Source organism: Streptomyces sp. NPDC088254, from assembly GCF_044740925.1.
Taxonomy (GTDB): Bacteria; Actinomycetota; Actinomycetes; order Streptomycetales; family Streptomycetaceae; genus Streptomyces.
Genome location: NZ_JBIURQ010000002.1, coordinates 381298 through 407365, shown reverse-complemented (window position 1 = coordinate 407365; position 26068 = coordinate 381298). Strand labels below are relative to the sequence as shown.

Here is a 26068-nt window from a genome sequence, read left to right as displayed (position 1 = left end):
GAGGGCGCGGCTCCCCGAGGCGGCACAGATCCACGCAACGGCACAGATCCATGCAACGGCACAGCCCATCCCCACGCTCCTGACAGGTCGGCCTTCTAGCTTCCTCGCTCATGACGGGAAACACGGAACACACGGAAGACAAGCCGAGCACGGCCGACAAGCAAGGTCCCAAGCACAAAAGAGATCTGACGCGCCGCAAGGTCGTCGTCGCCGGCGCCGGGGCGGTGGTCGCGGTCGGTGCGGGCGGCGCGCTGGCGGCGGGCGCGTTCGCCGGGGAGCCCGGCAAGGCGAAGGGGGCCGGAGCCGAATCGAAAGCCTCGGCCGAGGCGAGGGCCTGTTACAAGCTCACTTCGGAGACCACCGAGGGCCCCTACTACATCGACGCCGACAAGCTCCGCCGGGACATCACCGAGGACAGGGAGGGCATCCCGCTCACCCTCGACCTCACGGTCATCGACGCCGAGACCTGCAAGCCCGTCCCCGACGCGGCGGTGGACATCTGGCACTGCGACGCCCTGGGCCTGTACTCGGGCTACGAGAGCCTGTCCACCGGGGGCGGCGGAGGCGGCGCCCCCACCGGCGCGCCGCCGTCGGGCACCCCCACCGGAGCGCCCCCGAGCGGAGCGCCGACCGGCGGCCCCGGCGGCGGGGGCGGCGGACACGAGGAGCCGACCGACGACAAGCGGTACCTGCGCGGCACCTGGCGCACCGACCGGCAGGGCCGGGTGACCTTCAGGACGATCTTCCCCGGCTGGTACCGGGGCCGTTGCGTGCACATCCACACCAAGGTGCACGTGGACGGCAAGTGGACCGCCGCCGGCTACGAGGGCGGCCACGCCTGCCACACCGGCCAGTTCTTCTTCGACGAGCAGTCCGTCCTCGCCTCGGCCACGGTGGCCCCGTACTCGACCAACACCACCGAGCGGACCACCCTCACCGAGGACACCATCTACGACCAGAGCGGCGTCACGGGCGGCCTGCTCAAGCTGACGTACGACAAGAAGCGCATAGCCAAGGGGGTGCGGGGCTCGATCACCATGGGAGTCGACCCCGACACCACCCACGACGGCACAGACTCGGCGGTGCAGCCGGGAGCGTCGGCCTCGACCTCCCCGACAACGAGCTGACCGCAGCACCCGCACACCAGAGCGGAGGGACCCCTAGGATCCCTCCGCTCGGCCTTCGTCACCTTCTTTGTCCAGGGCCCACCGTCACAGCAGGGCGCGGTAGCCGCCCCAGCCCTTCGCGATCAGCGTCCGGGGGAGGAACGAGCCCTTGCCGTCGCCGTAGTGGCGGTACAGGCTGCCGGCCGTGTCACGGGCCACGATGTCGTTGCGGCCGTCACGGTTGATGTCGCCGACGCCGACCACCGCGTTGTACGACCCGCCCCAGCCGGCGGCCAGCTTCACCGCACCGCCGAAGGTCCCCTTGCCCGTGCCGAACCAGCGGAAGAGGTTGTTCGCCTTGTCCTGAGCCAGAAGGTCGCCGACGCCGTCGCCGTTGAGGTCGCCGACGCCGACGATCCTCTTGTACGCCTTCCAGTTGGCGTACAGCTGCACGCGGGCGGCCAGGGTGCCGGTGCTCGTGCCCTTGTAGAGGTACACCGCGCCGGTGGCGGTGTTGCGGGCGATGAGGTCGGGGCGGCCGTCCTTCGTGACGTCACCGGGGGCGGTCAGGACGTCGTACTGGTTCCAGCCGCTCGCGCCAAGGGTCGTGTACGGCGTGGACGGCGTGAGGGCCGTGTCGCACCTCGGCTTGTAGAGGCGCAGGGCGCCGGTGCTCAACCGGATCAGCATGTCGTTGCAGCGGTCGCCGCTCAGGTCGCCGACCGGCACGGCCGTGATCGTTTTGGCCCAGCCCGTGCTGGAGCCGTACGCGGCGAACGTTCCGGTGCCCGTGCCGGTGTGGAGGGTCAGGCCGCCGGAGGTGTTGAGGGTGTGCAGGTCGCCGATGCCGTCGGTGTGGCCGTAGTCCTGACGCACCGGCAGGCCCTGTCGGACGGAGCCGCTTCCACTGCTCACCGAGGTGGCGGCGGAGGAGTTGAGGCCGGTCACGGCCAGGGACCACCGGAAGGGGCCGTTGGGGAAGCGGACGCCGTTCGCGGTGAGGCCGTTCCACCGTGCCATGACCGATGAGGCGGCCGGGCCGCCGGTGAGCGTGCGGGTGGCCACTGTGCCCGGGCCGCTCTGCACCGAGGTGAGGGTGAGAGTCCAGGAGGTGACCGGACGGGACAGCCGCCAGGTGGAGACCCAGTAGTCGGCGGAGCCGAGGGGCGCGAGGGCGTCCCAGTTCCACTTGAACACGGTCGGCGCGGACGGGGTCACCCCGGTGGTGGAGACGTGGACCTGCTCGTGCAGGTCGGTCCAGGCGACCAGGCCGGTGTACTCGTCCACCGTCCACCGGTACCGGCGGTCGGCGGCCAGGCCGGTCTCCGGGACCCGGGAGGCGAGCACACGGGTGGCGCCGGTGGCGGCCTCGGTCAGGACGAGTTCGTTCGTCGTGTGGTCGTGGCGGACGGTGTAGCCGTCTCCCAGCAGCACGTCGCCCGGGGTGACGGGGACCGCCGTGCGGGCCCGGGTGTCGTACACGCCGGCCGAGGCCGTGCCGCACGCCCAGTAAAGCCAGCGGCCCGCGGCCTGGAGCTCGGTCGGGACGCATCCCGCGCCGGGCAGGGCGAGCGTGGCGAGGGTCTTCTCCTCGTCCAGGTGGTAGGAGGTGACCTGGCCGGTGACGCCGGTGGCGCTCCAGAGTGTGGGGCCGTTCACGGCGGCGGCGCGAGCCGTGCGCTTCAGGCGCAACGTCCGGTTGAGTTCCGTGACGTACTGGACGGGAGCGGAACCACCTGATTCGTAGATCACGTAGTCGTCGGAGACGTCGACGATGCGACCGCCCCAGGTGCCGAACTCCGCCGACGCGGACCGGGTGGCGTTCACGCGGTCCGGCGGCGCGTCGCCGCCCGTGCGGCTGGTGAGGTAGACGTCGTCCGGCGCGTCGTCCGCGTTGCCCCAGAGCATCGCGCACTCGGTGCCGGGGTACGGGCAGGAGGCGTAGACCTCCGCGTCCGCCATGGCCGGTGACGCGGTCAGCGTCGTGGAGCCGTCCGTCGTCAGTGTCCGCAGGGAGGTGGCGTGATCGGTGGTCGACGGGCTGTCCGCCGCGACGCGCAGGCTGCCGCGGCTGAGGGCGAGGCCGGTCTTGGCGTACTCGGGAGCCGGGACCTGGAAGAGCTTCGTCAGCCGCAGGGCGCCGTCGTCGGTGGGGCTCACCCGCTGCGTCCACCAGTCGCCGGCGCCGGTGCCTCCGCTGACCAGGGCTTCGTCGCCGCCGACGGGCAGCAGGTAGCCGTCAGCCGTGGGGAGCAGGTCCTGCTGGGAGCCGTCGGTGAGCGACACGGCCGTCAGCCGGGTCGTCCCCGCGTAGGTCTTGACCGGCAGCAGCAAACGGTCGCCGGTGAGGACCGGGGCGCTGTTCGGCCGAGCCGGGAACGGCGCGGTGTCCGGCCGTCTCGGATACGGCACCGTGAACGTCACAGGGTCGGCGGCCGCGTCGGTGCGGGACTTCAGCCTGAGCTCTCCGGTGGAGTCGTCGTACCAGCCGAACCGGTCGCCGCTCAACACCGGGAACCCGGTCGTGAGCGAGGTGAACGCCAGGGTGGCGACCGCCGACTCGACGTCGAGGTAGTAGAGGGAGCTGTTGTCGGCGACCAGCACGCCCCGGGCGTCGGCGGCGGCGACCGCCTCCTCCCCGACGGTGATCCGGTCGCCGGTGAAGGCGCGCTCACGCCGTTTGCCGTCGGGGAAGTCGACGAGTGTCCGGGCGGTGACGACCGTTTCCCCAGCGAGCGCGCGGTAGGGCTGGGTGGAGGTGACGGTGGACGTCCCCCGTGTCACCGGGTTCCACAGGGTGACGGACGTGCCGGACGACTCCGCCGGCAGGGCCACCAGATCGGCACCCGAGCCGTACCAGGCGGGTCGGCACCTGGAGGTCACGGTGGCGCAGGGCGCGGTCGGCGCGTGGACGCCGTCGGCCGTCTCCACGACGACGGTGGCGCCGGAGGCGTAGTCCGTCCACTGCAGTCCGGCGACCCCGCTCTGCCGGTGCAGATAGCCGGTGCGGCCGGCGACGAGCGGCCGCTCGGTGCGCGGTGTGTCGGAGACCGGGTCGGCGAGTGTGATCTCGGTGGTGGCCGCGGCGGTCCTGGCGGTCGCCGACGGGGTTGTCGTCGCGGTGCCGGCGGCCGGGTGGGCGGCCGCGTCGCCGCCGCCGGTTCCTACGAGGACGGTCGTGATCGCGACGGTCAGTGCGGAGAGCGCGGCGACAGGACCGCCGGATCTCCGGGCGTTTCTGCCCACGTGCTGTTTCCCTCCCCGCGAGAGCCCCCGCTCTCGCACAAGTGAGCGGACCTTAGCAGTGCTTTGCCGACTCTTCGCAGGTAGGGGGCCTGGAGTGACGTGGTGAGGGGCAGGGGGAAGAAAAGAATCTGATGGGGCGGCAACTTCTGTAACCGTGGTGGCCACTGAGAGGGCGTAATCGCTTCCTCTCGTAAGGATTCACCCGTGGCAGCTCCCTCCCACCGACGGTCTCCTCGCAAGCGTCGTGTTCTCGCCGTGTCCGCCGCCCTCGTGGCCGCCGCGGCCGGGGCCGGGGTGCTCGTGGCGAACGCCGGCGCCGGGACCGTGGACCTGTACCACCAGACGCTCGCCGCCAAGGACGGCTGGGCGTCCTCGGGGACGGGGACGACCGGTGGCAGCACTGCCGACGCCGCGCACACCTTCACCGTGTCCACCCGCGCCGAGCTGGTGAAGGCGCTCGGTTCGGCGTCCGACACCACGCCTCGGATCATCAAGGTCAAGGGCACGATCGACGCCAACACCGACGACTCGGGCAAGAAGCTGACCTGCGCCGACTACGCGTCCGGCACCGGCTACTCGCTCCCCGCCTACCTGAAGGCCTTCGACCCCGCCACTTACGGCCGCTCCAAGCTGCCCTCCGGCGCCCAGGAGACGGCCCGCGTCGCAGCGCAGAACAAGCAGGCCAAGAACGTCGTCCTCAAGGTGCCCGCCAACACCACGATCGTGGGCGTGCCCGGCACCGGCGCCGGTCTCACCGGGGCCATGCTCCAGATCCAGGGCGTCGACAACGTCATCGTCCGCAACCTCACCTTCGCCGCGACCGAGGACTGCTTCCCCCAGTGGGACCCGACCGACGGCGACGACGGCAACTGGAACAGCAACTACGACGCCGTCACCCTGCGCGGCGCGACCCATGTGTGGGCGGACCACAACACGTTCACCGACGCCCCGCGCTTCGACACCGCGAACCCGAAGTACTTCGGCCGCGAGTACCAGATCCACGACGGGGCACTCGACATCACCAAGAGCTCCGACCTGGTGACCGTCTCCCGCAACCAGTTCACCAGCCATGACAAGACCATGCTGATCGGCAGCAGCGACAGCGAGCCCGCCGGCAAGCTGCGCGTCTCCCTCCACCACAACGTGTGGAAGGGCATCGTCCAGCGCGCCCCGCTCGCCCGGGTCGGCCAGGTGCACATCTACAACAACCTGTACGACGTGACGCCCCTCAACGGCTACGCGGTGCAGTACAGCATCAACTCACGCGCCAAGGCCCAGGTCGTCGCGGAGAACAACTACTGGAAGGTCCCGTCGAGCGTGAAGGTCGCCAAGCTGCTCAGCGGCGACGGCACCGGCGCGGTCAAGGACTCCGGCAACCTCGTCAACGGCACGGCGACCGACCTCGTCGCCGCCTACAACGCCGCGTCCTCCAAGGACCTGAAGACGACGGTCAACTGGACCCCGACCCTGACGGCCGGACTGGAGACCTCGGCGAAGAACCTGCCGACGTCGCTGACGACGACGGGCGCGGGCGTGCTCAGGTAGCACACGAGACGCGCGAGGGCCGGGTGACCACGAGCCCCCGGCCCTCGCGTCCACCAGCGGTGGCCTACTTGGCCACGAACTGGGTGAGGATCGCCTGCACCTCGTAGATGTCCACGTCCTTGGTGAACGACTTCCGGATCGGCATCGGCGTGCCCGACACCCAAATCTTCAGCTCGGCGTCGAGGTCGAGCGTGCCGGCGGTCTCGACCGCGAAGTGGGTGATGCTGCGGTACGGGATGGAGTGGTACTCCACCTTCTTCCCGGTGATCCCCTGCTTGTCGACCAGCAGCAGCCGCCGGTCGGTGAGGAGGATCGTGTCCCGGATCAGCAGATAGGCGGCATTCACCCGCTCCCCCTGGCCCAGCAGCCGCGCGTACTCCTGCTGGGCCGTCGCCGTGTCGATGGTGTGCGCGTTGCCGAACAGCGCCATCCAGGTCCCCCTGTGTCGTCGATCGTGTGGTCGATGTCGCAGTGGGGGACGCCGGGGAACGGCCGCGGGTTGCGCGCGCGACATGAGCTCACGCGAGCCGCATGACCTCGTTCTCCGGCGCCAAGAGCCAGCGGAAGTGGTCGACGAGCGGTTCCACCGACTGCGGGTCACGGAGGACGACACCGAGCTCGATGTTGTCGGACAAGGCCCGGTCAGTGAGGTTGGCGCTGCCCAGCAGCGCTGTGTGCCGGTCGGCGGCGATCAGCTTCGCGTGCAGGACACCCGAGGAACCGACGCGATGCCAGACATGTACTTGGCCGGGAAGTGCGACAAACGCCGCCGACGCCTGTGTGGACTCCTCGAGGAGGAGGTCCACGCGAACCCCTCGGCCGACCGCTCGCCCTATCTCCGCTACGACGTTCCGTGCGCCGTGCGCGGCGAAACTCGCGATCAGAAGTGAGCTGCGCGCCGAGCGGATGACCTCCACGGCGACACCACTCGTCAGTCGTGTCGGTAGAGACGCGCTCATCGGTCCGCTCACCGCGACCTGGGCGGGGCGGGGCCGGGGGAACGACCGGGCGGTGGCCAGGGCGAGCGCGAGGCCCGCACCGCTCATGTCCGGCACCTCGGCGCTCCAGACGCGGGTGATCTCCGAGAGCTGCTGCGCCAGGCCGGCGGCGGACTGGGCGACGATGAAACGGCTGAGCACGGGGTCATCAGGACCGGCGACCATATGGAGGACTTGCTCCACGACGGCGATACGGTCCTCCGGCAGGCGATCGCAGAGCCCCGCCAGGAGCCGAGGAAGACGGGGCGAGCCGACACTGTTGCGGGCGGCAGGCACGCCTGATGTGGGAAGGGACGGCGTACCCGGTTCGCTCGGGCGTTGGCCCCCCGGCCTGCTCATGGCCTGAACGCGCACTTGTCGTCCGCCAGCGTCTCCACCAGCAGCGCCCGGTCCAGGTAGTGGTTGCCCCGCTCGCAGGAGGTCTCCGCCGCGAACAGGCAGGCATGGCAAGCCGCCCCGTGCAGCCGGGCGTGGATACGCGGGTCGTGCTCGGCGCACATCGGGTCCGAGCTGCACAGCCCGGCCTCTTCGAGGGCCTGGGCGATGGCAGGCCCGAGCCGGTCACCGCGGCCGAGCGAGACCAGTCCGCCCAGGGTTCCCTCGCTGTCGGGGGCGGCGGTGTAGAGAAGGATCCCGGACATGGAGTCGGGGCCGGAGCGGGCGTAGATGCGTTCCGCTATGCCCGAAGCGCCGTAGCCGCACTCCAGGGCGAACTGTCGGATGAGCACATGGGCCAGGGTGTGCAGGAGGACGTACCTGATTCCGGGCCAGCGGGGTTCCACCCCGCGGGCCGTGCACCAGTCCCGGTGTGCGGACTTCAGGGCCTGCTCGCGGGCGAGTACCGCTTCCCGCCGTTCCCATTCAGCGAGCGGTTGCTCCTTGAGAGCGAGAAACACTCCCTCGCCACGCAGTTCCGCGCAGGGAACCCACGTGGGGTCATTGCGGCTGAGCGGGGCTCCGGGAAGGGTTCGCGCCTCCTCGTCCGGCAGCCATTCGGGGGCCTCGATCCGGGTGAAGCCGGTGAGCGCCGACACCTCGCGCAGCCGGTGGACCAGCACGACACTGTCAAGCCAGTCGGCCGTGCCGTCGGGCACATGCCGCTCGCGCACGGTGGTGAAGTCGGGCAGGGCGTGGTCGCGGGGGTGAGTGAAGGCCCGCCACTCGGGGGTGATGAGGTCGACTTCCTCGTCCTCGTCGTCCTGGTGGCCGACGACCGCCTGCGCCTCCTTGGTGACGGCCGCCCACACGGCGTCCGCCCCGTACTGTTCCAGCTCGGGCCAGCACGCCTGCGTGGGCAGCAGCATCTTCGCCGCGTCGGCCGGGACGGCGGCCAGCGGGGACAGAAGGCTCCAGTGCTCCTTGACCGCCTGAGTGAGCGGTTCCTGGGCACGGGGGATGCTGAACACCCTCAGCTGGGAGGCGAACCAGCTGTTGGTGGCACCGAGCACCATGGCGCGCGCGTGTTCCGGGCACCCGCCCGGGACGAACGTGCTGAGGTGCGGGTGGTGGCCTCGGCAGGCCGGCAGATTCCGCTCCCCGGCCTGGCCGATGGCATCCGCCATGGAGCGGACCGCCCCGCACGTGCAGCGCACGAAGACATTGGCGGCCTCACCCGTGGTGCCCGACTCGGTCAGGCTCAGCGTGGGGCTCGCGCACGGAGCGCCGGCGCCGTGGACGAAGTAGACCCAGGGGAAGTCGTCCATGTGCCCGGCGGGGCAGGCGACGAGGAAGCGCGCGGGCAGCGCGGTCGGCTGGCCCTTGCCGGGGCCGCCGCAGTTGGTGTGGACGTACTTGGTCTTCTCGGGGCGGTAGAGGTTCCGTACGAGCTGGAAGAGGCCGCTCGACGCGGGCGCCAGCTGGTTGCACCGCTCGCGTGAGCAGCGCAGCCATCGCGGGAACAGGCCGACGGGTACGCCCGTCCTGGTCCAGTCGCCGTACGGGTCCGCCGGGTTCTCCGGCAGGTGCGGCGGGGTGCGCAGGGCGGTGACCTGTCCGCCGAGGCGGCGGCGTACGGCCGCCAGGAGGCGGTCCTCGGTCAGGGGGCGGGCACGAACCTGGTCCCACTCGTCGAGGCCCAGGACCATGGTGGACAGGTTGGGCAGGTCGGTGACGGCGCCGATGCCGTACGTGTGCAGGAGCTGGCTGGGACGCAGCTCGCCCACGCGGAGTGCTTCGGCGGCGGGGCTGCTCATGTCGTCTCCCAGGGATCTTCGTCAGCGTCCGGGGCGCGGTCGTCGGCCTGCTGACGCGGGATGTAGGGCGGCTCTTCGTCGGCTTCTATTCCCGTCGTACCGGTGAAGATCAGCCTGATCGGCGGTTCGACCTCACGCAACGACGTCGGGCAGGTCATCAGCCGCCAGGGACCGCTGTCCGGCTCCAGCAGCAGAGGAGCGACGTCGCCCTGGCGCCGTGCCGCGCGGTAGCCGAGTACTGCTCCGGGTGCCCTGCGCTTCTGTTCCCAGTAGTCGAGGCGGGCGTCGAGCCGGGTACGGACCTCGTCGACGACGTGCCGGTCGTCCAGGACATCTCTGGCGCGAAGCTCCAGGGAGCGCACGGCGTGACTGACGACCTCGCCGCGGCGGTCCACCCACTGGGCCCCGCGGTTGGGGTTGTAGTCGGGCTTGAGATTGCGCACCAGGGAGGCCAGGACACCGGTCAGGCCCCGGTCGACGGCGCGGTCGGCGAACGGCGTGACGGACAGCGCCTCGACGTGCTGGTAGATGGTGGCGTGGAACGACTCGAAGGTCTCGTAGTGCGAAAGGTCGCGCGGTCGAGCCCAGTTGAGGACGGTGAAGACGAGACCGGGAGCCCGGCGGCCGACGCGGCTGGTGGCCTGGATGTATTCGGCGGTCGACTTCGGCTGGTTGTTGACGACCATGACGCCGAGCCGGGACACGTCCACACCGACAGCGATCATGTTGGTGGCGAGCAGGACGTCGATGGGGCGGGGCGAGCCCTTGGGCCGGCGGCCGAAGCTGATGTCGAGCTTCTCCAGGATGTCGGGGATGGCGTCGGAGGCCATTCGGCTGGTGAGCTCGGCCGGTTCGCCGATCCGCCGAGCGGCGAGTCCCCGGCGGTCCGCCCGCAGCAGCCTCGCCGACACGTCGTCCTCCACGAGCCGCCGCATGCCGCCGAGGTCCCGCAGGCTGTTGAAGTAGCCGACGAGCGTCATGTACGGGTCGGTCAGCTCGCTCGCCCCGTAGGTCTCGTAGAGGTGCTGGGCGGCGGCGAGCTGGGCAACGAACACCCTGATCGCCACCGACTTGGTGCGGACGCCCTGGGCGCAGATGCCCACATACCGACGGCCGGGCGTCTCCTCGGGGTCCCGGCGCCGTGCGAAGAAGGTGTCGTCGGCGTTCAGTCCCGACGGTGGGAAGACCGCCGTCCTGCGGGCGAAGAGGTCGTGTATCTGGCGGTCGGCACGGCGGACGGTCGCCGTGGAGGCGATGACCTTCGGCCGCACAGCCCGCTCAGGCTCGGGATTCCAGGTGGAGAGCCGGTCCACGGCGGTCTCGTACAGGCCGGTGAGAGAGCCGAGCGGGCCGGAGATGAGGTGCAGCTCGTCCTGGACGATCAGGTCCGGTGGGCGCACCCGCACCGCGTCCACGGTGGAAGCGGCCGGATGACCGTTGCTCGTCGGATGGCCGGCGGACTCCCATTCCGCGTCGACGGCGGACGGCGTGACGTACCCGTGCCGTGTGCAACGGCGGGACACCTGGCCGAACAGCGCCTGGGTCTCGCCCTTCCACGGCAGCTGGGCGAACTTGTCGACGGTGGCGATGACGAGGCTGGGCGGGTGGCGGTAGATCTCCTCGTCCACCACGAGGATCGGCAGCCCCTGCTCCTCGGCGGGCAGACCGAAGGCGGCGGCGCCGAAGGGGCATTCGTAGGCATCGGGGCAGGTGATGAACGTCCGGCGCAGGGTGGGCTCGACGGTGATGTCGCGACCCGCCTCCATCTTCGCGCCGCACCAGGGACAGCTAGTGAGCTGGTGCGGGGACCCCATACGGCCGAAGCCGCTGTACCCCTTGTCTTTCTTGCGCTCCTTGACCCAGTCGGATGCCTGGTCGGTCGTGTTGGGGGTGACCCTGCCACCCACCCACAGGCCGATACGGAACGGATTGCGGCCCCAGCGGTCCGGCTCCTCGCGCCGGATGGCCTCGCAGGCGCAGATCAGCGCTGCGGCACGCTGGAACTGCTGGATGGTGAGCAGACGCAATGTGTACCGCATGATCACGGCGACACCGTGCTCTGCGTCGAGGCCGCCGAGGTGGGGTTTGCGGCGCCGGATGGCGAGCGTGAACGCGGTCAGGCCCAGATACGCCTCGGTCTTGCCACCACCGGTGGGGAACCACAGGAGGTCGGCCAGCGCGCCGCGGCCGTCGGTGCGCTCGTGGTGAGCGGGATCGGCGAGGGAAGGAAGGTTGAGCAGCAGGAACGCCAGCTGGAACGGACGCCAGCTGCGGTTCTCCGGCAGGTCGCGTACCTGGACCGCTTCCTCGAGCGACGTGGTGGGCGAGCGGCGCCGGTCCCCTGCGGCCATGGTGTGCACCCGCTGGTGCCACATGGCACGGTTGGCGAACCGGAAGGCGTGGAGGGCGTCGGGGTCGTCCCGCAGCAGGTCGATGCCGGCCTGGATGCGTTCGGCCGCCTCACCGGCGAGACGCATGTTCTCCATTGCTTCGGCGCGGTAGGCGTCGAGTCCGGCGGCGGGATCGTCGACCGACTGCCTCTGCCGCTCGATCCAGGAGCGGTAGCCCTCCACCAGGGGAAGCAGCGCGGCGCGTAGCGGAGGGATCTCCAGCCGGCTCAACTCGCTCATGTCCAGCACGAGGTCCCTGAGCTCCGGCAGGTCCTCGTCACGCGGGTCGCGGCGCGGGTCCGGCACGTCCGTGTGCGGCACCTCGTACGAGGGAGTGGCCGTGGTGGAGAGGCGCACGGCACGCCTGGCGTTGGCCGGATCGGTCTCGGCGTGCACACCTGTGCCGTGGCCGACGGCGAACTCGGGGTGGAAGCGGTACGTCATGGCGAGCGAGCGCCGCTCGTCCTGGCTGCTGCCGGGCTGCTGCTCGGCGGAACGGCGCGGCAGGAAGGGTGCGGTGTCCGGGGCGCCCGCCACGCTCATCGAGGCCTGGAACATCCAGTGGGTGGAACCCGGTTTGTTCTCCTGCCCGTTGACGAGGAACAGGGACACCAGCCAGGACCCCTCGTGCAGGCGGGCCCGCCCGCGCACCACGATGTGCGGGAAGTCCCGGACATGCACCGCCTGGGGCGCCAGCTTCCCCTCCACCAGCTTCACGGTGACCGCGCCCGAGCAGGGCACCCGGTGCCACACCCGCTTCGGGTTTCCCTCGATCTCCGAGTCCCCGCGCTCGTACCGCGCCCAGGCGCAGTCGACCGTCAGCTCCTGGACCTGGCGCTCCACCCTCAGGGTCAGTCCCAGCGTCGACGGGTGGAGGCTCGGCATGGCGGGCGCGGAGGGCTCGGGGTCCCCGGCCTCCGGCTCCTGCTCGGGCGCCATGCCCGGCTCTTCGAGCGTCTCCGGCTCGACCACCTTGCCGACGGTCCGCAGGGTGGCACCGTCCTCGTCCCGCACACCACCGGGAGCCAGTCGCCCGATGATGTAGTGGTCCAGAGGGTTGCCCGCCAGTTCCTCCGGCTCGTTCCCGGTCGGCCCCAGCAGATCACGCACCACCAGCTCCGCGAGCTTGTCGCGCAGTTGCTGCGGAGTGGGCGCGGACAGCACCGACCCGCCGGCGGCGGGGTCCGGCTCGGAACCTGGGCTGACGAGAGGCTGCTGGGTCACGGGGCCAGAGTAGGCGTGCGCACCGACAACCGGCACGGACTTCCGTGCGCAACCCGATCACGCACATCAACCCCCGGCCGTTCCACGCCGTCCGACGAACTGCTTTCGGCCTGATTCCGATCAAGGTCTTTGGCTGAGTGTGTGACCTTCGTTACGGTGCGTTGCCCGAGGGGTACGACACGCGCACGGGGGCCGGAGGCGCGGTGTCGCGCGGGGGTTCGAAGGGCGAGCGGGGGCTTATGACAGACAGCACGACCGGCGGCATCCCGCAGCAGTCGCCGAGCGGTTCACACCCTGCGATGTCCGTGTCGAAGCGGTACTACGGCATTCCGCTGACCGGACCCCAGCACACGCCGGAGTGGGCGAAGGAGTCCAAGGATTTCGGGGACAACGGCCACCGGGGCGCGTTCGGCGAGGAGTTCATCCGCATGCTGGCCACGGCGGCCAACCTCGACGTGACCCGCAAGGAGCGCGACCGGGTCGGCGTGGACTGGCAGCTGGGATACGCCGGCAGGAGGGGAACCCGCAGATATCCGGCCATCGAGGCACAGGTCAAGTGCACGTCGTCCCCTGAACTCCACCACGACCACATCCGCTACCCGCTCAAGGTGAAGAACTACAACCAGCTGGCCGGCCCGGACTACGAGATGCCTCGCTTCCTGTTCCTCGTCCTGGCACCGGCGGACCCCTTCACGTGGTCGCATGCGACCGAGGAACACCTGCTCCTGAGCCACGCCGCCTATTGGTTCTGCCTGCACGACCAGGAACCGCTCGCGCTCGACAACCGGTCGAGCACGGGGACTCGCACGGTTCACATCCCGCGTGCCAATCTGCTGACCGTCGACTCCTTGCACGAGCTGTTCGCCGAGGACTACCGGGAGCTGGTGGGAGCGTCATGACCACGATCACGGACGCCGACTTCGAGGCGGCGGCGGCCCTTGCCCCCGAGGTCGTCCGGCGTTATCTGAGCGGCAAGGGGTGGAACGCGGAACGCGACCTGTCCGGCGCCGAGCTGTGGGAGTGGCGGCCGCACGACGAGCCGGGCCCGCCGTACGAACTCCTGGTGCCGGTGCAGCGTCGCCGTGACTACGCGGGGCGGGTCGCCGACATCCTGGAGACCCTGTCGGTGGTCGAGGCGCGGCCCCCGGGCGACATCCTGCGGGAGATGCGGTTGCCGCCGGTGGACTGGCAGTTCCTGCGTCTCGTACCGCCGGGCCCTTCCGGCACGGCTCCTCTCCTGGACCTCGTCTCGGCGTTGACCGGTCTGAAGGACCTGCACACGGCGGCGGCGTCCTCGGCGCTCGGCCCGCAGGCGGTACAGCCAGCACAGAAGCCGCAAGTGGTGAAGGATCACGTGGCGACGATTCGGCTGGACCAGACCCGTGTCGGCAGTTACGTCGTCGCCGCCCACACTCCGCTGCCCGAGGGGCCGTACGGCGGATACGACCGGAGCGGACAGGGGTCCCTCTTCGACAGGACGGAGCCGGCCAGGCGCAGTCCGCTCCACCCCGAATCGTCCGAGCCCTTCGCCCGCAGGGTCTCCCGGATGCTGTACGCGGGTGTGGCCTGCGCACACGCGGCAGCGGAGGAGACACTCGCCGACGACTCGGTGCCCCGCGTCGAGCACATGTCGGGTGCCGGCCTGTCGGCGAACCTCTGTGAGGCACTGGTCAGGATCGCGGGTGAGGAGCGCCGGGACTTCTCGCTGTCCTACGCCTGGTCGTCCGAGATGCCGGTCGAGCAGCCCTCTCCTCCCGTCGCCTTCTGCCCTCGTCACGCGGAGGCGTTGGAGGCGGTGGCGAAGGATCTGCGGGAGCGGCTGGGTCGGGAGGAAGGGGCGGTCCTGCACGGGGTGGTGACGAAGCTGCACCGGGACGTGAACCCGCGCGAGGCGACGATCTACGGCTCCTTCCTTCACGAGGACGCCCTGCGCCAGAGAAGGGTCCGGGTGGAGCTGCGGGCGGACGACATCGACAACGCCACCGAAGCCTGGCGTCACGGATGGGAGGTGGAGGTGACCGGGGACCTGGAGCCACGGGGTACGGGCGTGCGGATGCGCGGGGTCACGGTGTTCGCGGTGCGGCCGGAGTAGCGGGTCCTGCCGAACCGTTGTCGGTCATCCCACCGCTGCGAACTCCTTTTCCCGCCGCGTGCCGAGCCCGGAACCCAGCCTCGTCCCACTGCTGGGCCCGCTCCAGATGGCGCAGCCGGGCCTCGGTACGCCAACGGCGCTCGGCGTACTCCCGAAGCGCCAGGTGCTTCATATGAAGGTGCCCCATGCTCCATGCATCACTTGGGGCCGTCAGCGTTGCTCCCGTAGCGCGGCAGGCCCTGGGTGGAGATCGTCCAGTCGCCGATGGGGACGTCCTCGCCGTAGACGAAGTCCTTGCGGGCCGCGTAGCGGGGGCCGTCGGGGGTGGGATGGATGTCGGACAGTACGGCGCCCTCGCCCGTGCGCGGATCGAAGATCGCGTAGACAGGGACGCCGATGAGGGGGTAGTCGCGCATCTTGCTCACCCAGTCGTTGTCCGGGTTGGAGCGGGAGACGACCTCGATGGCGGCGATCAGGGCGCGAGGGTCGAAGGAGCCCGGCACGTCCATGTCCGTCCAGGCGATCACCATCAGGTCGGGTCGGCGCATGATGCCCTCGGCCTCGTCCTCGACATCGGGCTCGCCGGTGTGGGCCACCAGCTCTTCCGGCATCACCTTTTCGAGGCGCTTCCGGAGGTGCGCGGTGGTCAGCTCGTGCGGACCGACGGGCGCCATCATGTCGTGAACGATCCCTTCCCGGGTGACTTCGAACTTGCCGGGCACCGTGTCGTCCGTGGACCGAACGAAGTCGCGCATGGCCCGGTACCGGTGGGAGGCGCCCTGCTGCGCGTTCTCCGAGGCGATGGTCATGGCGCTCGCTCCTCGTCTGGGCCCAGGGGCAAGGATCGTCGCCTTCATGCTATGCGCCCCACGGGCCATCGGACCGGCAGTCGCGGCAGCGGCCCGGGGCTGGGGCGCGGAAGGGGCGGTCGCAGCCGTCGCAGGTCTGGAAGGGGTGCCTCGGTTCCGGGAGCGGTGGGGCCGGTGGTCGGTACGGGGGCAGGGGCGGTAGCTGTGCGGTCAGGCGGTGGGCCAGGAAGGCGGCCGGGCGGATCAGGGGTTCCAGGGGCAGGTTCTCGGACAGGGCACGGCTCACGGCTGTCGGAGTGAGGTCGCGTTCCAGCCATGCGGCGACACCGGGGGCGAGGTGTTCGGCGTCGGTGGCGGAGAGGAGAAGGCGGGGGTCGCGGCGGCGGAGGCCGGCGAGGACGTCGACGGCCGCCTGGAGGAGGCCGGGGGCGGTGCACGCGGGCTGAGGTACGGCGGGGAGGCGCTTGCGCGGAGGTGGCTTGTCCGGGGCTGGGCGTCGGGCGGGCCTGGCGGAGGCGTCGGCCCCGGTGGTCCGGTGTCCGGGCCTGTTGCAGGAGACGGTGCGGGTGACGATCCGGCCGGTGGGGGTGCGTTCGCGGGTGCGGCGCAGGTAGCCGTGGGTTTCGAGTTCGCGCAGGGCGGCGGCGATGCGGGTGGGTCCCTCGGGGAAGCGGTTGGCTAGGGTCTTGATGTCGACGGCGGTGCCCGGTCGCACGGACTGGATGTAGCAACCGAGCCCGATGGCGAGCAGGGACAGGTGCTCGTGCTGGGCGAGGTGGTTGCCGATCACCGTGAAGTTCTCGGTGTGGCGGGCGTTGTCGTGGACCACGCCGGATTCGGGGCGCGCGTGGGGGTGGTTTTTGCCCGAGGTACGGGACTGGGCAGGCGGGGGCGCGCTAGGGTTTTGGGAGTCCATCGGGAAGTTGCCTCTTCCTCGGTGGTCAGGCCCTCGCAGGGATCGCTAGTCCCGGCGGGGGCCGTCGCATGTCTGGGGTTTGTGTATTGCTGCGGTGAGCGTAAGGCAGGCAACCGGTCCCGAATCCAGCCGAGTTGGGCATATTCACTCGCGGGAGTGAGTTTGCCCGGCGGGAGGGAGGGGTGGGGCTTGGTGAGGTGCTTTCTCCCCAGTGGGTAGTTCATAGGGAGCGCAGGTCGGACCGGGGTGTGGGGCGTCAGGCTTCGGTGACTCGTGGGTTGGGGCGGTGAGTTGGAGTTCGGCCCAGACCGTCTTGCGTGGGGGCAGGCCTGGGGCCACTCCCCAGCGGTCGGCGAGGGCGGTTACGAGGGCCAGGCCGCGGCCGGCTTCGCTGTCGGGGGTTGAGGGTTGGGGTTGGGGGTGCGGTAGTTGGTCACCGCGCGTGTCGGTGACTTCGATACGGAGGGTTTCGCCGACCACGTAGAGCAGGAGCTGGAAGCTTCGGCCTGGGACGCGGCCGTGGGTGGCCGCGTTGTTCGCCAGTTCGGCCACGATGAGTGCCGCCGGGTCCAATGGGAGGCCCCATGTGCGGAGTTGTTCCGTAGCGAGCAGGCGGGCGAGGCGGGCGCCGCGGGGGGTGGGGGACAGAAGGACGCTGAAGTTGCGGATGGGGCGGTCGGGTTGGGTGGGGTGGGCTGTGAGATCGGCGAGTTTCTGAATCACGTCACTCAGCGTGGCCGAATGTGTCTACCGTGATGAGTGATGGCGCCGGTACGTAGAGTGACTGTCCAGGCTTGTCCAGAGGTGTCCAGGCTGTCCAGAGGGTGCGTACGGGTAAGGGCGTTGCGGCACGGTCGTACGACGGAGGGGTGCGGGATGTCGGTGGACGCGGAGGTTGGACGGCTCACGAGTGAGGCGGATGAGCCGGGTTGGGAGGTGGATCCGGACGACGACTGGGGCGTGGCCGTCATCGCCACTGTGGGGCGGCAGTTGCGGCTTCGGCGGGAAGCCGTGGGGATGCGGGTTCCCGAGTTCGCCAAGGCCGTCGGGTACGGCGAGGACCTTGTTTACAAGATCGAGGGCGGGAAGCGGATTCCCAGGCAGGAGTATCTGGACAAGTCCGACGAGGTGTTGGGTGCGGGTGGGCTGATCTCAGCGACGTGGGAGGACGTGAAGAAGGTCCGGTACCCGAAGAAGGTGCGGGATCTGGCGAAGATAGAGGCGAAGGCAGTCGAGATCGGGGTGTACGAGTGCAGCAACATCCACGGACTGCTGCAAACGCCCGAGCACGCGCGGGCCCTGCTGGAATCGTGGAAGCCTGCCTACTCACCGGAGGACCTGGAGCGACTGGTCGCGGCGCGTGTGGCTCGGCAGTCCATCTACGAGCGGACGCCTGCTCCTGCCCTCGCTTTCGTCCTCGAAGAGGCGACGCTGTACCGCAATGTTGGAGGCACAATGGTGCGGCGACAGCAGTTCGAACGTCTGCTGGAGGTGGGGAGGCTGCCCAACGTCACGCTTCAGGTGATGCCGCTGAACAGCGCGCCGCACCCCGGCATGAGCGGCAGGATCGAGTTGCTGAAGTTCGAGGACGGCACGGCTGTCGGGCGATCCGATGGCGCCTTCAATGGCCGCCCCGTCTCGGACCTGCGGGAGCTACGCATCCTTGAGCTGCGGTATGGCACCATCCGGGCCCAGGCTCTTCCTCCGAGGGAGTCGCTGGCCCTCATCGAACGACTGCTGGGAGAAACATGATCCGCAAGTCCACAGCCGGTGACGCCTCCGACCTGGTGTGGTTCAAGAGCAGCTACAGCAGCGGCCCCGACGGCGACTCCTGTGTGGAGGTCGCCCCTACCCCCGCGACCATCCACGTCCGCGACTCCAAGTACCGCGATGCCAGCCCCCGTCTTGCGCTGGCGCCGGGGGCTTGGGCGGACTTCGTGGCGTACGCCTCGGGGAGCTGACGCCTCAACTGCACGCGTCCCGCGCCTGGTTTTCACCAGGCTCGGGGCGCCGTCGTACGGCTCAGAACAGGGCGTCCGGCTCAGGGAAGAGCGCGCCGTCGTCAAAGTTCTCCGGGGCGGTCTTGGGGGTGCGCGCGGCGGCCCGAGCCTTCGCCTTGGCCTTACGAGCGGCAGCACGTCGCCGCTTGGCCTCCGGGGTGTGCAGGCCCTTTTTCACCTCATCCTTATAGCGGGCATGGTTCAACTCAAGGAGGCGGTCCAGGATCTTGGTCTGGGCGTCTGGCGACATTGTGTAGCGGGTTCCTCGCCGCGTTTCGTGGAAGCCGTAATCGAGATCGATGTCCCAGCCGTAGCCCGCCAGCACGGTGTGATCAATCCGGCGGTGGATCTCCCTCAGTATGACGATCTCGGTTGCTGACTCCTTGGGGGAGTGGACCCCCTGCGACAACGGCGTCAAGGCAAGGCCCGTACACTTTTGGGCGGCTTCCAGCTCCTTGCCGAGATCGCGAAGTTGATCGTTGAGCCCAGGCAGAGGTAGGGGAGCACAGCAGGTAGTGGGTGTGTAAACGAGATCTGCTGTTCGAGTTGGGCCGTACTTTTCGGTCCACCAAAATTGGAACTCGCTGCTGCGAAAGGCCAGTTCTGCGTAGCTGTCTGTGGGGAAGACCACCAATTTCTGATCGAAGACGGACTTGCGCGGCAGGAGCGCGGGGAGTTGGGTGCTGCTGGTCTGGCCGATGACGATCACCTGATCTAGGTGATCAATCGACTCGTAGAGCTGCGGAGCACGTTCAGCGAACTGCCACCAGCGGTCGCGGCGAGCTGCCCTCTTGTTCTTTGCGCGTACTGGTTTTACCTCTCGCTCCACGATCGCGAAGGCATCTTCGTATTGGGAGGCCTTTTCTTGAGTCCAGTCGCGGAAGTTGATAACCCAGCGGCGTGCTGGTGCACCTGTTCGCTGGTTCAGATCATCGCCGTTAAAATAGGGTGACAAGACGTCTTTGTTCCTGGGGTCTTTCTCGATGAGTGCCCAGGCCTGTTCGGGTTCGAGGAGGAACCCTGAGCCCAGAACGTACGACCCGATGAAAGCCCGGTTTTCGTTTTCCGCCAACTGATGGTGCTTGCCTGATGCCTGTGAACGAGCTGTTAGTAGAGGAGTGATCCCATCCACCTGCTGGCCGTCCAGAAACACTTCCTCTGTCGGTCCCAGGTTCTGCGCGAGCCACACGAGAGCAACTTCAAGGTTGGCCGTTCCGGGCCAGGGTTGAGACTTAATTGCTCGGCTTACGGTCCATCCCTTCGCCGTGGCCTGCTCAAGTCCTACTTCTCTGGTGTAGCCCTGAGCGATCGTGTTCGTCGCGATGATTCCTGTGCGCTGCCCCGGTGCGATCCCCAAATTCCGAAGCAAAAAGTAGGCGCACAAGTCCGCATGTCCACGAGTGCCGCCCGCCAGTCGATTGACCAGGTACTCTCGGTAGTCTTGGCCCAGAGCTCCCGTGATCTTGAGTCCGCCCACAAACGGCGGATTCCCCACCACCACATCAAACCCAGTGGAGCCCCCCACCCCCATAACCTCAGGAAACTCCAACGGCCAATGCAACGGCCGAACCGCCTCAGCCCGAGGCCCCTTCAGCCACCTGTTCACGATCTCTCGGGCACGAACGGCCGCCTCCTCGGCTCCTGGTCCGTCTTCCAGCGCCGTCACGATCAGACCGGCCACACCATCCAAACGGTTGCGGTACGCCTTGGACTTCGCGTCTTCCTTGGCTTCTGAATGAGCTGCCCTGCCTCGGGCGCCAGGAACGCTCTCCACACCAGAGATCTCGGTGGCTTCCTCGTCTGAGATGCCTTCCGCCGCCAGTGCAGCCCCCACCACGGCGTCAGCAGCCAAACGTAGTCGCTCACTCAAAGACTCGGCTTCCGCGAGCAGCTTTGCTTTGTCCCTGACGACTCGAATGTCACTCACGGGAGTTGATTCGATCTGCCTTCGTAGGTCGGCAGCGCGCCACAGCAACGACTCCGTCACCTCCAGCGCCCGCGCCACCTCCGGACTCAACTGCCGGTCCTGCCAGTCCAAATGGAACTGCCTGACCTGCCGTACGTCGATGACCCCGACCAACGAGTCCCCACACCGCAACGCATGGTCCAGGAACGAGAACGGCCGCCCCTTCGCCAGCGTCACCAACCACAGCGACAGCTTCGCCAGCTCCACGGCCATCGGGTCGCGGTCTACGCCGTACAGGCACCGGTCCGCCACCAACCGCCGTGCGATCTGGTGCAGTTGCTCGTGGTCGTCCCGGTCCACGTCCCGCGCGATCTCCGGCGGGAGTTCGTCCTCCCGGAGCCACGCCTCCACCACCCGGTCCGACAGGTACCGGCACGCCGAGACCAGGAACGCGCCCGATCCCATCGCCGGGTCCAGAACCCGCAGCTTCAGCAGTTCCTCGGCCTTCTTCGGCCGCCAGACCCCCGGCTCCGCGCCCTCCGCCGGGCCCGGCGAGAAGCACAGCGGGGCCAGCGTGTGCTCCACGACCTCCTCGGCCAACGCCTTCGGCGTGTAGTGGGTGCCGGTGTCGCGCCGGTTGCCGGAGCGGACGACGATCACCGAGCCCGCCGGCCACACCTTCGGCTCGCCGCGCAGGTCGATGCCGTACAGGCCGGAGAAAGCGGCCGCCCGCTCGACCAGGGCTGTGTCACTGCCGCACGCCGTCTCCAGCTCGACCGTCACCGCGCCGGACGACTTGGCCTGGGCCGCCGTCACCGTGGCGGGCTTCGTGCCCGCTGCCTCGGCCACCTGCTCCGCCAGCGTCCCGGCCGCCGCCCACTCCTCCAGACGCGCCAGCGGCAGCACCGCCTCGTACTTCTTGTCCCGCCCGAAGGAGACCCCGACGTACGGCTCCTCCGCCCAGTGGCAGCCGTACTCCAGCAGACCCTCGTAGACGTGGCCGATCTGCTCGACGTCCAGGCCCTTGTACGACAGGCGCTCCTTGCCCTTGAAGCCCTTGCGGGCGCGCAGGGTGAGGAGGGCGTCGAGGATCTCGTACACCACGCGGTCGGTCACCTTGGCCGGGACCAGCCAGGGGAAGCGGGACGGGTCGAAGAGCGAGCCGCCGTAGGGCGGGATCCACAGGCGGTCGTGCGTGCTGCCGCCGTGGATCGCAGCGAACACGGCGAGCAGGCGCGGCCAGGTCGCCTCGACCCGGTCGCCCAGTTCGTCGCCGTGCAGGCTCTGGGCCGTCGCCAGCTCGTCGTGCAGCGGGCCGACGGCGTACGAGGCGTCGTACAGCTCGTCGCCGGAGGGCAGCAGACGCTGTTCCTCGGCGTAGAGGAGGAAGACCAGGCGCATCATGACCGTGAGCGCGCCCTCGTAGACCTGCTTGGCGGGTACACCCCGCAGCAGCTCGCCCCCCGACTCCCGGTCCAGCCGGGACAGCTCCGCCACCAGCAGTGACACCGCCTCGCGCACCTGGCGGCCGAGCGTGTCGGTGACCTCGGACTGGGCGGCGGCGGTCCGCGCGAAGAGGCCCGCGGTCGAGTCGGTCGGCTTGCCCTCGGCGTCCAGCGGCGGGCGGATCACCCGGCCCGCGGTGAGCAGGCTCGTGATGGCGCGGGCGAGGATCGGCTCCTCGGTCCACAGGTCCGCGTCGAAGACGGCGAGGGTCGTCGCCTCCTTGGGGCGGGCGTGGACGAGGGCCCACTCGCGGCCGTTCGTGAGCAGTGCGAGCGGCACGTCGCGGGCCCGGCACAGGTCCGCCGCCCGGTCCGCGAGGCCGGGCTGCTCGCCGCGCGGGCGGTGGAGCGGGCCCTCCCAGTCCTCCGTACGGAAGAACAGGGCGCGCGGGGCCAGGCCGCCGGACCGGCCGGGTCCCATGAGGACCGCGTCCGGCGTGTTCGCACCCGCGTGCAGCAGCTCGGGAATCGCCGCGCCCTCACGCAGGCCGGGAGCCCGCCAGCCGATCAGTTCGGTCAGGACGAACTTCTCCCACGCGGGCCGCAGCAGCGCCGGGTCCTCCTGGACCTCCGCCCACGCCTGCCGCAGCTTCGCCCATGTCTCCGGCGGGATCGTGTCGAGGCCCTGGGGGAACGCACCGACGAGCACCGGCAACGACACGAACGGGCCGTCGGGGCGCAGCAGCCGCAGCCAGTCCTCGTGCTGCTCGGCAGGAGTGGGGACCGAGCCCTTCGGCGGAAACTTCCTGGCGGTGGGGGCGGCGTTCGGCATCAGCGGTTCTCCTGGCGGGCGGTTGCGGAGAGGGAACGGGGGACGAGGAAGGTCACGGCGACCGGGAACCAGCGTGGAGACGGATCGGCCCAGCGGCGGCGCAGCGCGGCCGTCTCCGTCTCGGTCACCTCCGGCAGTCGCCGCAGCCGCTCCAACAGCGCCTCACGGTCCGCGCGCAGCTGGCGGCGCTCGTCGTCGACGTCGAAGAGCGACTCCTGCTGCCAGTGCCCTGTGTCGTCCAGCCGGGCCCGGATCGAGCGGCCGAGGTCCTCCAGGATCGCACGCATGCCCTCGACCTCCTCCTCGCAGCGCTCGGCGAGCAGCGTCTCGAGGGAGCGGAAGCGGCGCTTCGCGCGGGTGTTCAGGGCGCGCGCCAGGCGGTCCTCCAGCTGGGGCCAGAGCTCGGTCAGCTCGGCCCGTACGCCGTCGGCGGGCAGCTCGTCCGTCGCCTCGGCCAGCCAGCCGTCGACGTCCTCCATCTTCGCCGCGGAGAACTTGCCGGCCTCGATCAGGCCGCCCGCCGTGATCACCTCCTCGTGCAGGCGCGTCCCGCCGCTGCCGGTGATGACCACGCGGCCGTGCGCAACCACGGCCGGCTGCCGCAGCGCACCGTCCGGAACCACCCGGGCCGTCACCCGGGACAGGTGGGACCCCGCGCCGCTCGACCACAGCTCGGCGCGCAGCAGCCGCAGGCACATCTGCACCAGACGGTGGCCCAGGTGCATGTGGACCACGTCCGTACGGTCGCGGGCCTCCACCTCGTCGAAGACGACCAGGCGTTCCTTGCCGGTGAGCGGGTGCCGCAGACCGTCGTTGCGGGCGCGTGCCCAGGCGCCGGGCAGTTCCGGCAGCCGGAAACAGCGGGCGGCCTTGTCCGGGCCGGGGTCGGGGACCTCGCTGAGGTCCTTGCGGTGGGCCAGCAGCAGGCCCGTACGGACGACCCGCTCGACGGTCTCCGGGTGCAGGTGCAGCTGATGGCGGCTGTCCGTGAGGGCGTCGACCAGGCGCTCCAGGTCGCGGGCCAGGTCGCGCTCGACCTTCAGGACGGCTTTCCCGGATCGCTTGGTGATCTCGGCGTCCGCGGTCGTCCAGCTCGAACGCCGGCCCAGCATCTTCTGCTCGACCTGCGCCGCGATCACCTCGCCCGCGCTGCCGAGGTCCTCGCGGATGCGCTCGGTCTTGCGGGCGGCGACGGCGAGGAAGTGCAGCTCGTCCTCCAGAGCGCCGTCCTCGTAGCCGGAGTCCGTCTGGTGGTCGTGCGCCGGGTCGAAGCCCTGCCAGCCCCGCGGCACGAAGTGGAACACGTCCACCTGGTCCGCCTTCTGCCCGTGCCGGTCCACACGGCCGTTGCGCTGCTCAAGGCGGTTGGGGTTCCAGGGGATCTCCCAGTGCAGCACCCGGTGGCAGTGCGCCTGGAGGTTGATGCCCTCGCTGGCCGCGTCGGTGCCGAGCAGGATGCGGACAGGGGACAGATCGGAGCTCTCCTGGAAGACCTGTTTGACCCGCTCGCGGTCCTCCTGGTGCTGGCCGCCGTACAGCTGGGCGATCCGCTCCGCCGGGTACCCGGCGGCGATCAGCTGCCCGTACAGCCAGCGCTGGGTGTCGCGGTACTCGGTGAAGACGATGACCCGCTCCGGCTCCCAGTCTCCCAGCGGGCCGTCGGGGCAGACGATCCCGTCCAGCCACTCCTTGAAGAGGGCGAACTTGGCGTCCGGCCGCTTGCCGGCGTCCACGGCCCAGACGTCCAGTTCCTTGAGCAGCGTGTGCTCCCGGTCGGAGAGCGGGCGCATCGCCTGGCGGGCGGCGGTGAAGGCACGCGTCGCCGCCTCGGCCTGCTCCTGCTCGTCCTCCTCCTCGGCCACCTCGATTCCGTCGATGAGCGGGCGCAGCACGCGCACGCTCGGCGCCGGCTCCTCCTGGGGGCCGGTCTGCCGGGTCGTCATGGTCTTGAGATGGGTGCTGATCGTCTCCGCGAACGCCTTCGGCGACGACAGGAAACGCTTCTTCAGCAACGTCGTCACGAAGTCAGCGGCCGTAGCGCCCGCCTTCCCGCCACCCTGCCCGCCGCGGCGCGAGCGCGCGTACTCCGTCAGCCTGGCGTACGCCTCCCGCATGGCGTCGCTGTACTCGACCTCCAAGGCGTGCGGAACTCGCCGCGGGAACCGTGACCTGCCGTTCCACAGCGGAGGCAGGTCCGACTTCATGCGGCGCACCATCACCCGGCGCAACTGCTCCTCGGACGGCTTGACGCCACGGGCGAAACGGTGGTCGTCGAGCAGTTCCAGGAGCGCGGTGAAGGACTCCAGGTAACCGTTGTGCGGGGTGGCGGAGAGGAAGAGGCGGTGTTCGCAGTGCGGGGCGAGAAGCTTCACGGCCCTCGTCCGCTGCGAGTCCACCGCGTACTTCCCGGTGCCGGACGGCGCGCACGTATGCACCTCGTCCACCACCAGCAGGTCGAAGGCCCTCGGGTACTCCGGAACCGGCGGCAGCAGCTCACGCAGCATCCGCAGCGGGCGCTCGCGCTTCAGCCAGTCGATCGAGACGATCAAGCGCGGGTGGTGCGTCCACGGGTTGGCGTACAGTCCGGCCGATCGGCGCAGGTCACGCAGCATCCGTGTGTTGACGATCCGGAAGTCCAGCCCGAACTTGTCGCGCATCTCGTCCCGCCACTGGAGCGTGAGACCGGCGGGGCACACGATGAGCATGGAGCGGGCGCGGTGGCGCAGCATCAGCTCCTGCATCACCAGCCCGGCCTCGACCGTCTTGCCGAGGCCGACGTCGTCCGCGATCAGCAGGTTCGTGCGGGGCATGGACAGGGCGCGGACCACGGGGTCCAGCTGGTAGTCCTGGATCTCGACGCCCGAGCGGAACGGAGCCTGGAGAGCAGTCTTGTCGGCGGAGGCGATGGCACCCCATCGCACGGCGTCCAGGAAGGCGTCCAGACGTCCGGGTTCGTCGAAGCCGTCGTGGGGGGAGGGCAGCTCGTACTGGTCGTGGACGTCCGTCGCCTGCTCCAGCTCCCACACCACCCGCAGTTCCTCGTCCCGGCCGTCGCTCTCCAGCGAGGACAGCGTGATGAGGTGGCTGGTGGCGGCTTCCGCCGCGCGGGCGGGATCGTCGCTGGCGGCAGTCGACCGGAGGACGTCGGTGACCACCCAGGGGCGGTTGCGTACGGTCACACGTTGACCGGGGGCGGGGACCGACGCGCTCGCCGTGTCCGGATTCGCCGACTGCACGACCATCTCGCTCGTCCCCCCAGCTTGCACGGGCATCCCTTTCCCCAACGGTCGTAAAAGTCTAGGTGGGGAATGGGCGGTGATAACCAGGTCGGACCGATCTGCCCGAGCAGCACCGCGGAACGCGGTGC

At 69.8% G+C, this 26068-nt stretch carries 16 protein-coding genes; 6 read left to right on the top strand and 10 right to left on the bottom strand.

Translation table 11 applies throughout. From position 1 onward, the window contains the following. Nucleotides 1-110: 110 nt before the first annotated feature. On the top strand, nucleotides 111-1127 hold the full coding sequence (locus ACIOC0_RS08680) for an intradiol ring-cleavage dioxygenase (protein ID WP_402153837.1): 1017 nt from the start codon (nucleotides 111-113) through the stop codon (nucleotides 1125-1127). Nucleotides 1128-1211: 84 nt separating this feature from the next. On the opposite strand, the gene ACIOC0_RS08675 is transcribed toward ACIOC0_RS08680, so the two are convergent. After that, nucleotides 1212-4352, bottom strand: a complete 3141-nt coding sequence (locus ACIOC0_RS08675) for an FG-GAP repeat domain-containing protein (protein ID WP_402153835.1) — start codon at nucleotides 4350-4352, stop codon at nucleotides 1212-1214. A 204-nt stretch (nucleotides 4353-4556) separates the two neighbouring features. Between ACIOC0_RS08675 and ACIOC0_RS08670 the strand changes: the two genes are divergently transcribed. Next, nucleotides 4557-5897 (top strand): polysaccharide lyase family 1 protein, encoded by a 1341-nt coding sequence (locus tag ACIOC0_RS08670; RefSeq protein WP_402153833.1) that lies wholly within the window; start codon nucleotides 4557-4559, stop codon nucleotides 5895-5897. A 64-nt stretch (nucleotides 5898-5961) separates the two neighbouring features. Here the strand turns inward: ACIOC0_RS08670 and ACIOC0_RS08665 are convergent, their stop codons facing one another. The 4 genes from ACIOC0_RS08665 to drmA form a co-directional block, all read right to left on the bottom strand. Next, entirely contained in the window at nucleotides 5962-6327 is a 366-nt protein-coding gene (locus ACIOC0_RS08665) for a PH domain-containing protein (RefSeq protein ID WP_402153831.1), read from the bottom strand. 88 nt (nucleotides 6328-6415) lie between these two features. Then, a complete protein-coding gene (gene drmC / locus ACIOC0_RS08660) occupies nucleotides 6416-7171 on the bottom strand; it encodes a DISARM system phospholipase D-like protein DrmC (RefSeq protein ID WP_402153829.1) in 756 nt (251 codons plus the stop codon). 59 nt (nucleotides 7172-7230) lie between these two features. Continuing rightward, nucleotides 7231-9087: a DrmB family protein gene (drmB, locus tag ACIOC0_RS08655; protein WP_402153827.1), complete on the bottom strand. Its 1857-nt coding sequence runs from the start codon at nucleotides 9085-9087 to the stop codon at nucleotides 7231-7233. Continuing rightward, nucleotides 9084-12701, bottom strand: coding sequence for a DISARM system helicase DrmA (gene drmA, locus ACIOC0_RS08650; protein WP_402153825.1), 3618 nt, complete (start codon nucleotides 12699-12701; stop codon nucleotides 9084-9086). Before drmA ends, drmB begins: the two co-directional genes overlap by 4 nt. Before the next feature lie 239 nt (nucleotides 12702-12940). Between drmA and ACIOC0_RS08645 the strand changes: the two genes are divergently transcribed. Both ACIOC0_RS08645 and ACIOC0_RS08640 read left to right on the top strand, forming a co-directional pair. Continuing rightward, entirely contained in the window at nucleotides 12941-13600 is a 660-nt protein-coding gene (locus ACIOC0_RS08645; RefSeq protein WP_402153823.1) for a DUF4365 domain-containing protein, read from the top strand. Beyond that, entirely contained in the window at nucleotides 13597-14793 is a 1197-nt protein-coding gene (locus ACIOC0_RS08640; RefSeq protein ID WP_402153821.1) for a hypothetical protein, read from the top strand. The genes ACIOC0_RS08645 and ACIOC0_RS08640 overlap by 4 nt, the downstream gene beginning before the upstream one ends. Before the next feature lie 197 nt (nucleotides 14794-14990). On the opposite strand, the gene ACIOC0_RS08635 is transcribed toward ACIOC0_RS08640, so the two are convergent. The 3 genes from ACIOC0_RS08635 to ACIOC0_RS08625 all read right to left on the bottom strand — a co-directional run bounded on the left by ACIOC0_RS08635 (nucleotide 14991) and on the right by ACIOC0_RS08625 (nucleotide 17241). After that, on the bottom strand, nucleotides 14991-15602 hold the full coding sequence (locus ACIOC0_RS08635; RefSeq protein WP_402153819.1) for a Uma2 family endonuclease: 612 nt from the start codon (nucleotides 15600-15602) through the stop codon (nucleotides 14991-14993). Between the two features lie 49 nt (nucleotides 15603-15651). Continuing rightward, nucleotides 15652-16518: a helix-turn-helix domain-containing protein gene (locus ACIOC0_RS08630; protein WP_402153817.1), complete on the bottom strand. Its 867-nt coding sequence runs from the start codon at nucleotides 16516-16518 to the stop codon at nucleotides 15652-15654. A 144-nt stretch (nucleotides 16519-16662) separates the two neighbouring features. Further along, entirely contained in the window at nucleotides 16663-17241 is a 579-nt protein-coding gene (locus tag ACIOC0_RS08625) for an ATP-binding protein (protein ID WP_402153816.1), read from the bottom strand. Between the two features lie 153 nt (nucleotides 17242-17394). Between ACIOC0_RS08625 and ACIOC0_RS08620 the strand changes: the two genes are divergently transcribed. Next, nucleotides 17395-18270 carry a helix-turn-helix domain-containing protein gene (locus tag ACIOC0_RS08620; RefSeq protein ID WP_402153814.1) on the top strand — a complete coding sequence of 292 codons (876 nt, stop codon included), beginning with the start codon at nucleotides 17395-17397 and terminating at the stop codon, nucleotides 18268-18270. Continuing rightward, nucleotides 18267-18479 carry a DUF397 domain-containing protein gene (locus ACIOC0_RS08615; RefSeq protein WP_402153812.1) on the top strand — a complete coding sequence of 71 codons (213 nt, stop codon included), beginning with the start codon at nucleotides 18267-18269 and terminating at the stop codon, nucleotides 18477-18479. Before ACIOC0_RS08620 ends, ACIOC0_RS08615 begins: the two co-directional genes overlap by 4 nt. 61 nt (nucleotides 18480-18540) lie before the next feature. Here ACIOC0_RS08615 and ACIOC0_RS08610 read toward each other — a convergent pair whose 3' ends face one another. Together ACIOC0_RS08610 and drmD are read right to left on the bottom strand one after the other, a co-directional pair. Beyond that, nucleotides 18541-22701 carry an Eco57I restriction-modification methylase domain-containing protein gene (locus ACIOC0_RS08610; RefSeq protein ID WP_402153810.1) on the bottom strand — a complete coding sequence of 1387 codons (4161 nt, stop codon included), beginning with the start codon at nucleotides 22699-22701 and terminating at the stop codon, nucleotides 18541-18543. Then, nucleotides 22701-25943 carry a DISARM system SNF2-like helicase DrmD gene (drmD, locus tag ACIOC0_RS08605; protein WP_402154362.1) on the bottom strand — a complete coding sequence of 1081 codons (3243 nt, stop codon included), beginning with the start codon at nucleotides 25941-25943 and terminating at the stop codon, nucleotides 22701-22703. Before drmD ends, ACIOC0_RS08610 begins: the two co-directional genes overlap by 1 nt. Between the last annotated feature and the right edge of the window lie 125 nt (nucleotides 25944-26068).

Excerpts from the sequence above, each read along its gene's own strand:
- ACIOC0_RS08680 (WP_402153837.1), top strand. The coding sequence starts at position 111 with ATGACGGGAAACACGGAACACACGGAAGACAAGCCGAGCACGGCCGAC.
- ACIOC0_RS08665 (WP_402153831.1), bottom strand. The coding sequence starts at position 6,327 with ATGGCGCTGTTCGGCAACGCGCACACCATCGACACGGCGACGGCCCAG.
- drmB (WP_402153827.1), bottom strand. The coding sequence starts at position 9,087 with ATGAGCAGCCCCGCCGCCGAAGCACTCCGCGTGGGCGAGCTGCGTCCC.
- ACIOC0_RS08645 (WP_402153823.1), top strand. The coding sequence starts at position 12,941 with ATGACAGACAGCACGACCGGCGGCATCCCGCAGCAGTCGCCGAGCGGT.
- ACIOC0_RS08640 (WP_402153821.1), top strand. The coding sequence starts at position 13,597 with ATGACCACGATCACGGACGCCGACTTCGAGGCGGCGGCGGCCCTTGCC.
- ACIOC0_RS08635 (WP_402153819.1), bottom strand. The coding sequence starts at position 15,602 with ATGACCATCGCCTCGGAGAACGCGCAGCAGGGCGCCTCCCACCGGTAC.
- ACIOC0_RS08630 (WP_402153817.1), bottom strand. The coding sequence starts at position 16,518 with ATGGACTCCCAAAACCCTAGCGCGCCCCCGCCTGCCCAGTCCCGTACC.
- ACIOC0_RS08620 (WP_402153814.1), top strand. The coding sequence starts at position 17,395 with ATGTCGGTGGACGCGGAGGTTGGACGGCTCACGAGTGAGGCGGATGAG.
- ACIOC0_RS08615 (WP_402153812.1), top strand. The coding sequence starts at position 18,267 with ATGATCCGCAAGTCCACAGCCGGTGACGCCTCCGACCTGGTGTGGTTC.
- ACIOC0_RS08610 (WP_402153810.1), bottom strand. The coding sequence starts at position 22,701 with ATGCCGAACGCCGCCCCCACCGCCAGGAAGTTTCCGCCGAAGGGCTCG.
- drmD (WP_402154362.1), bottom strand. The coding sequence starts at position 25,943 with ATGGTCGTGCAGTCGGCGAATCCGGACACGGCGAGCGCGTCGGTCCCC.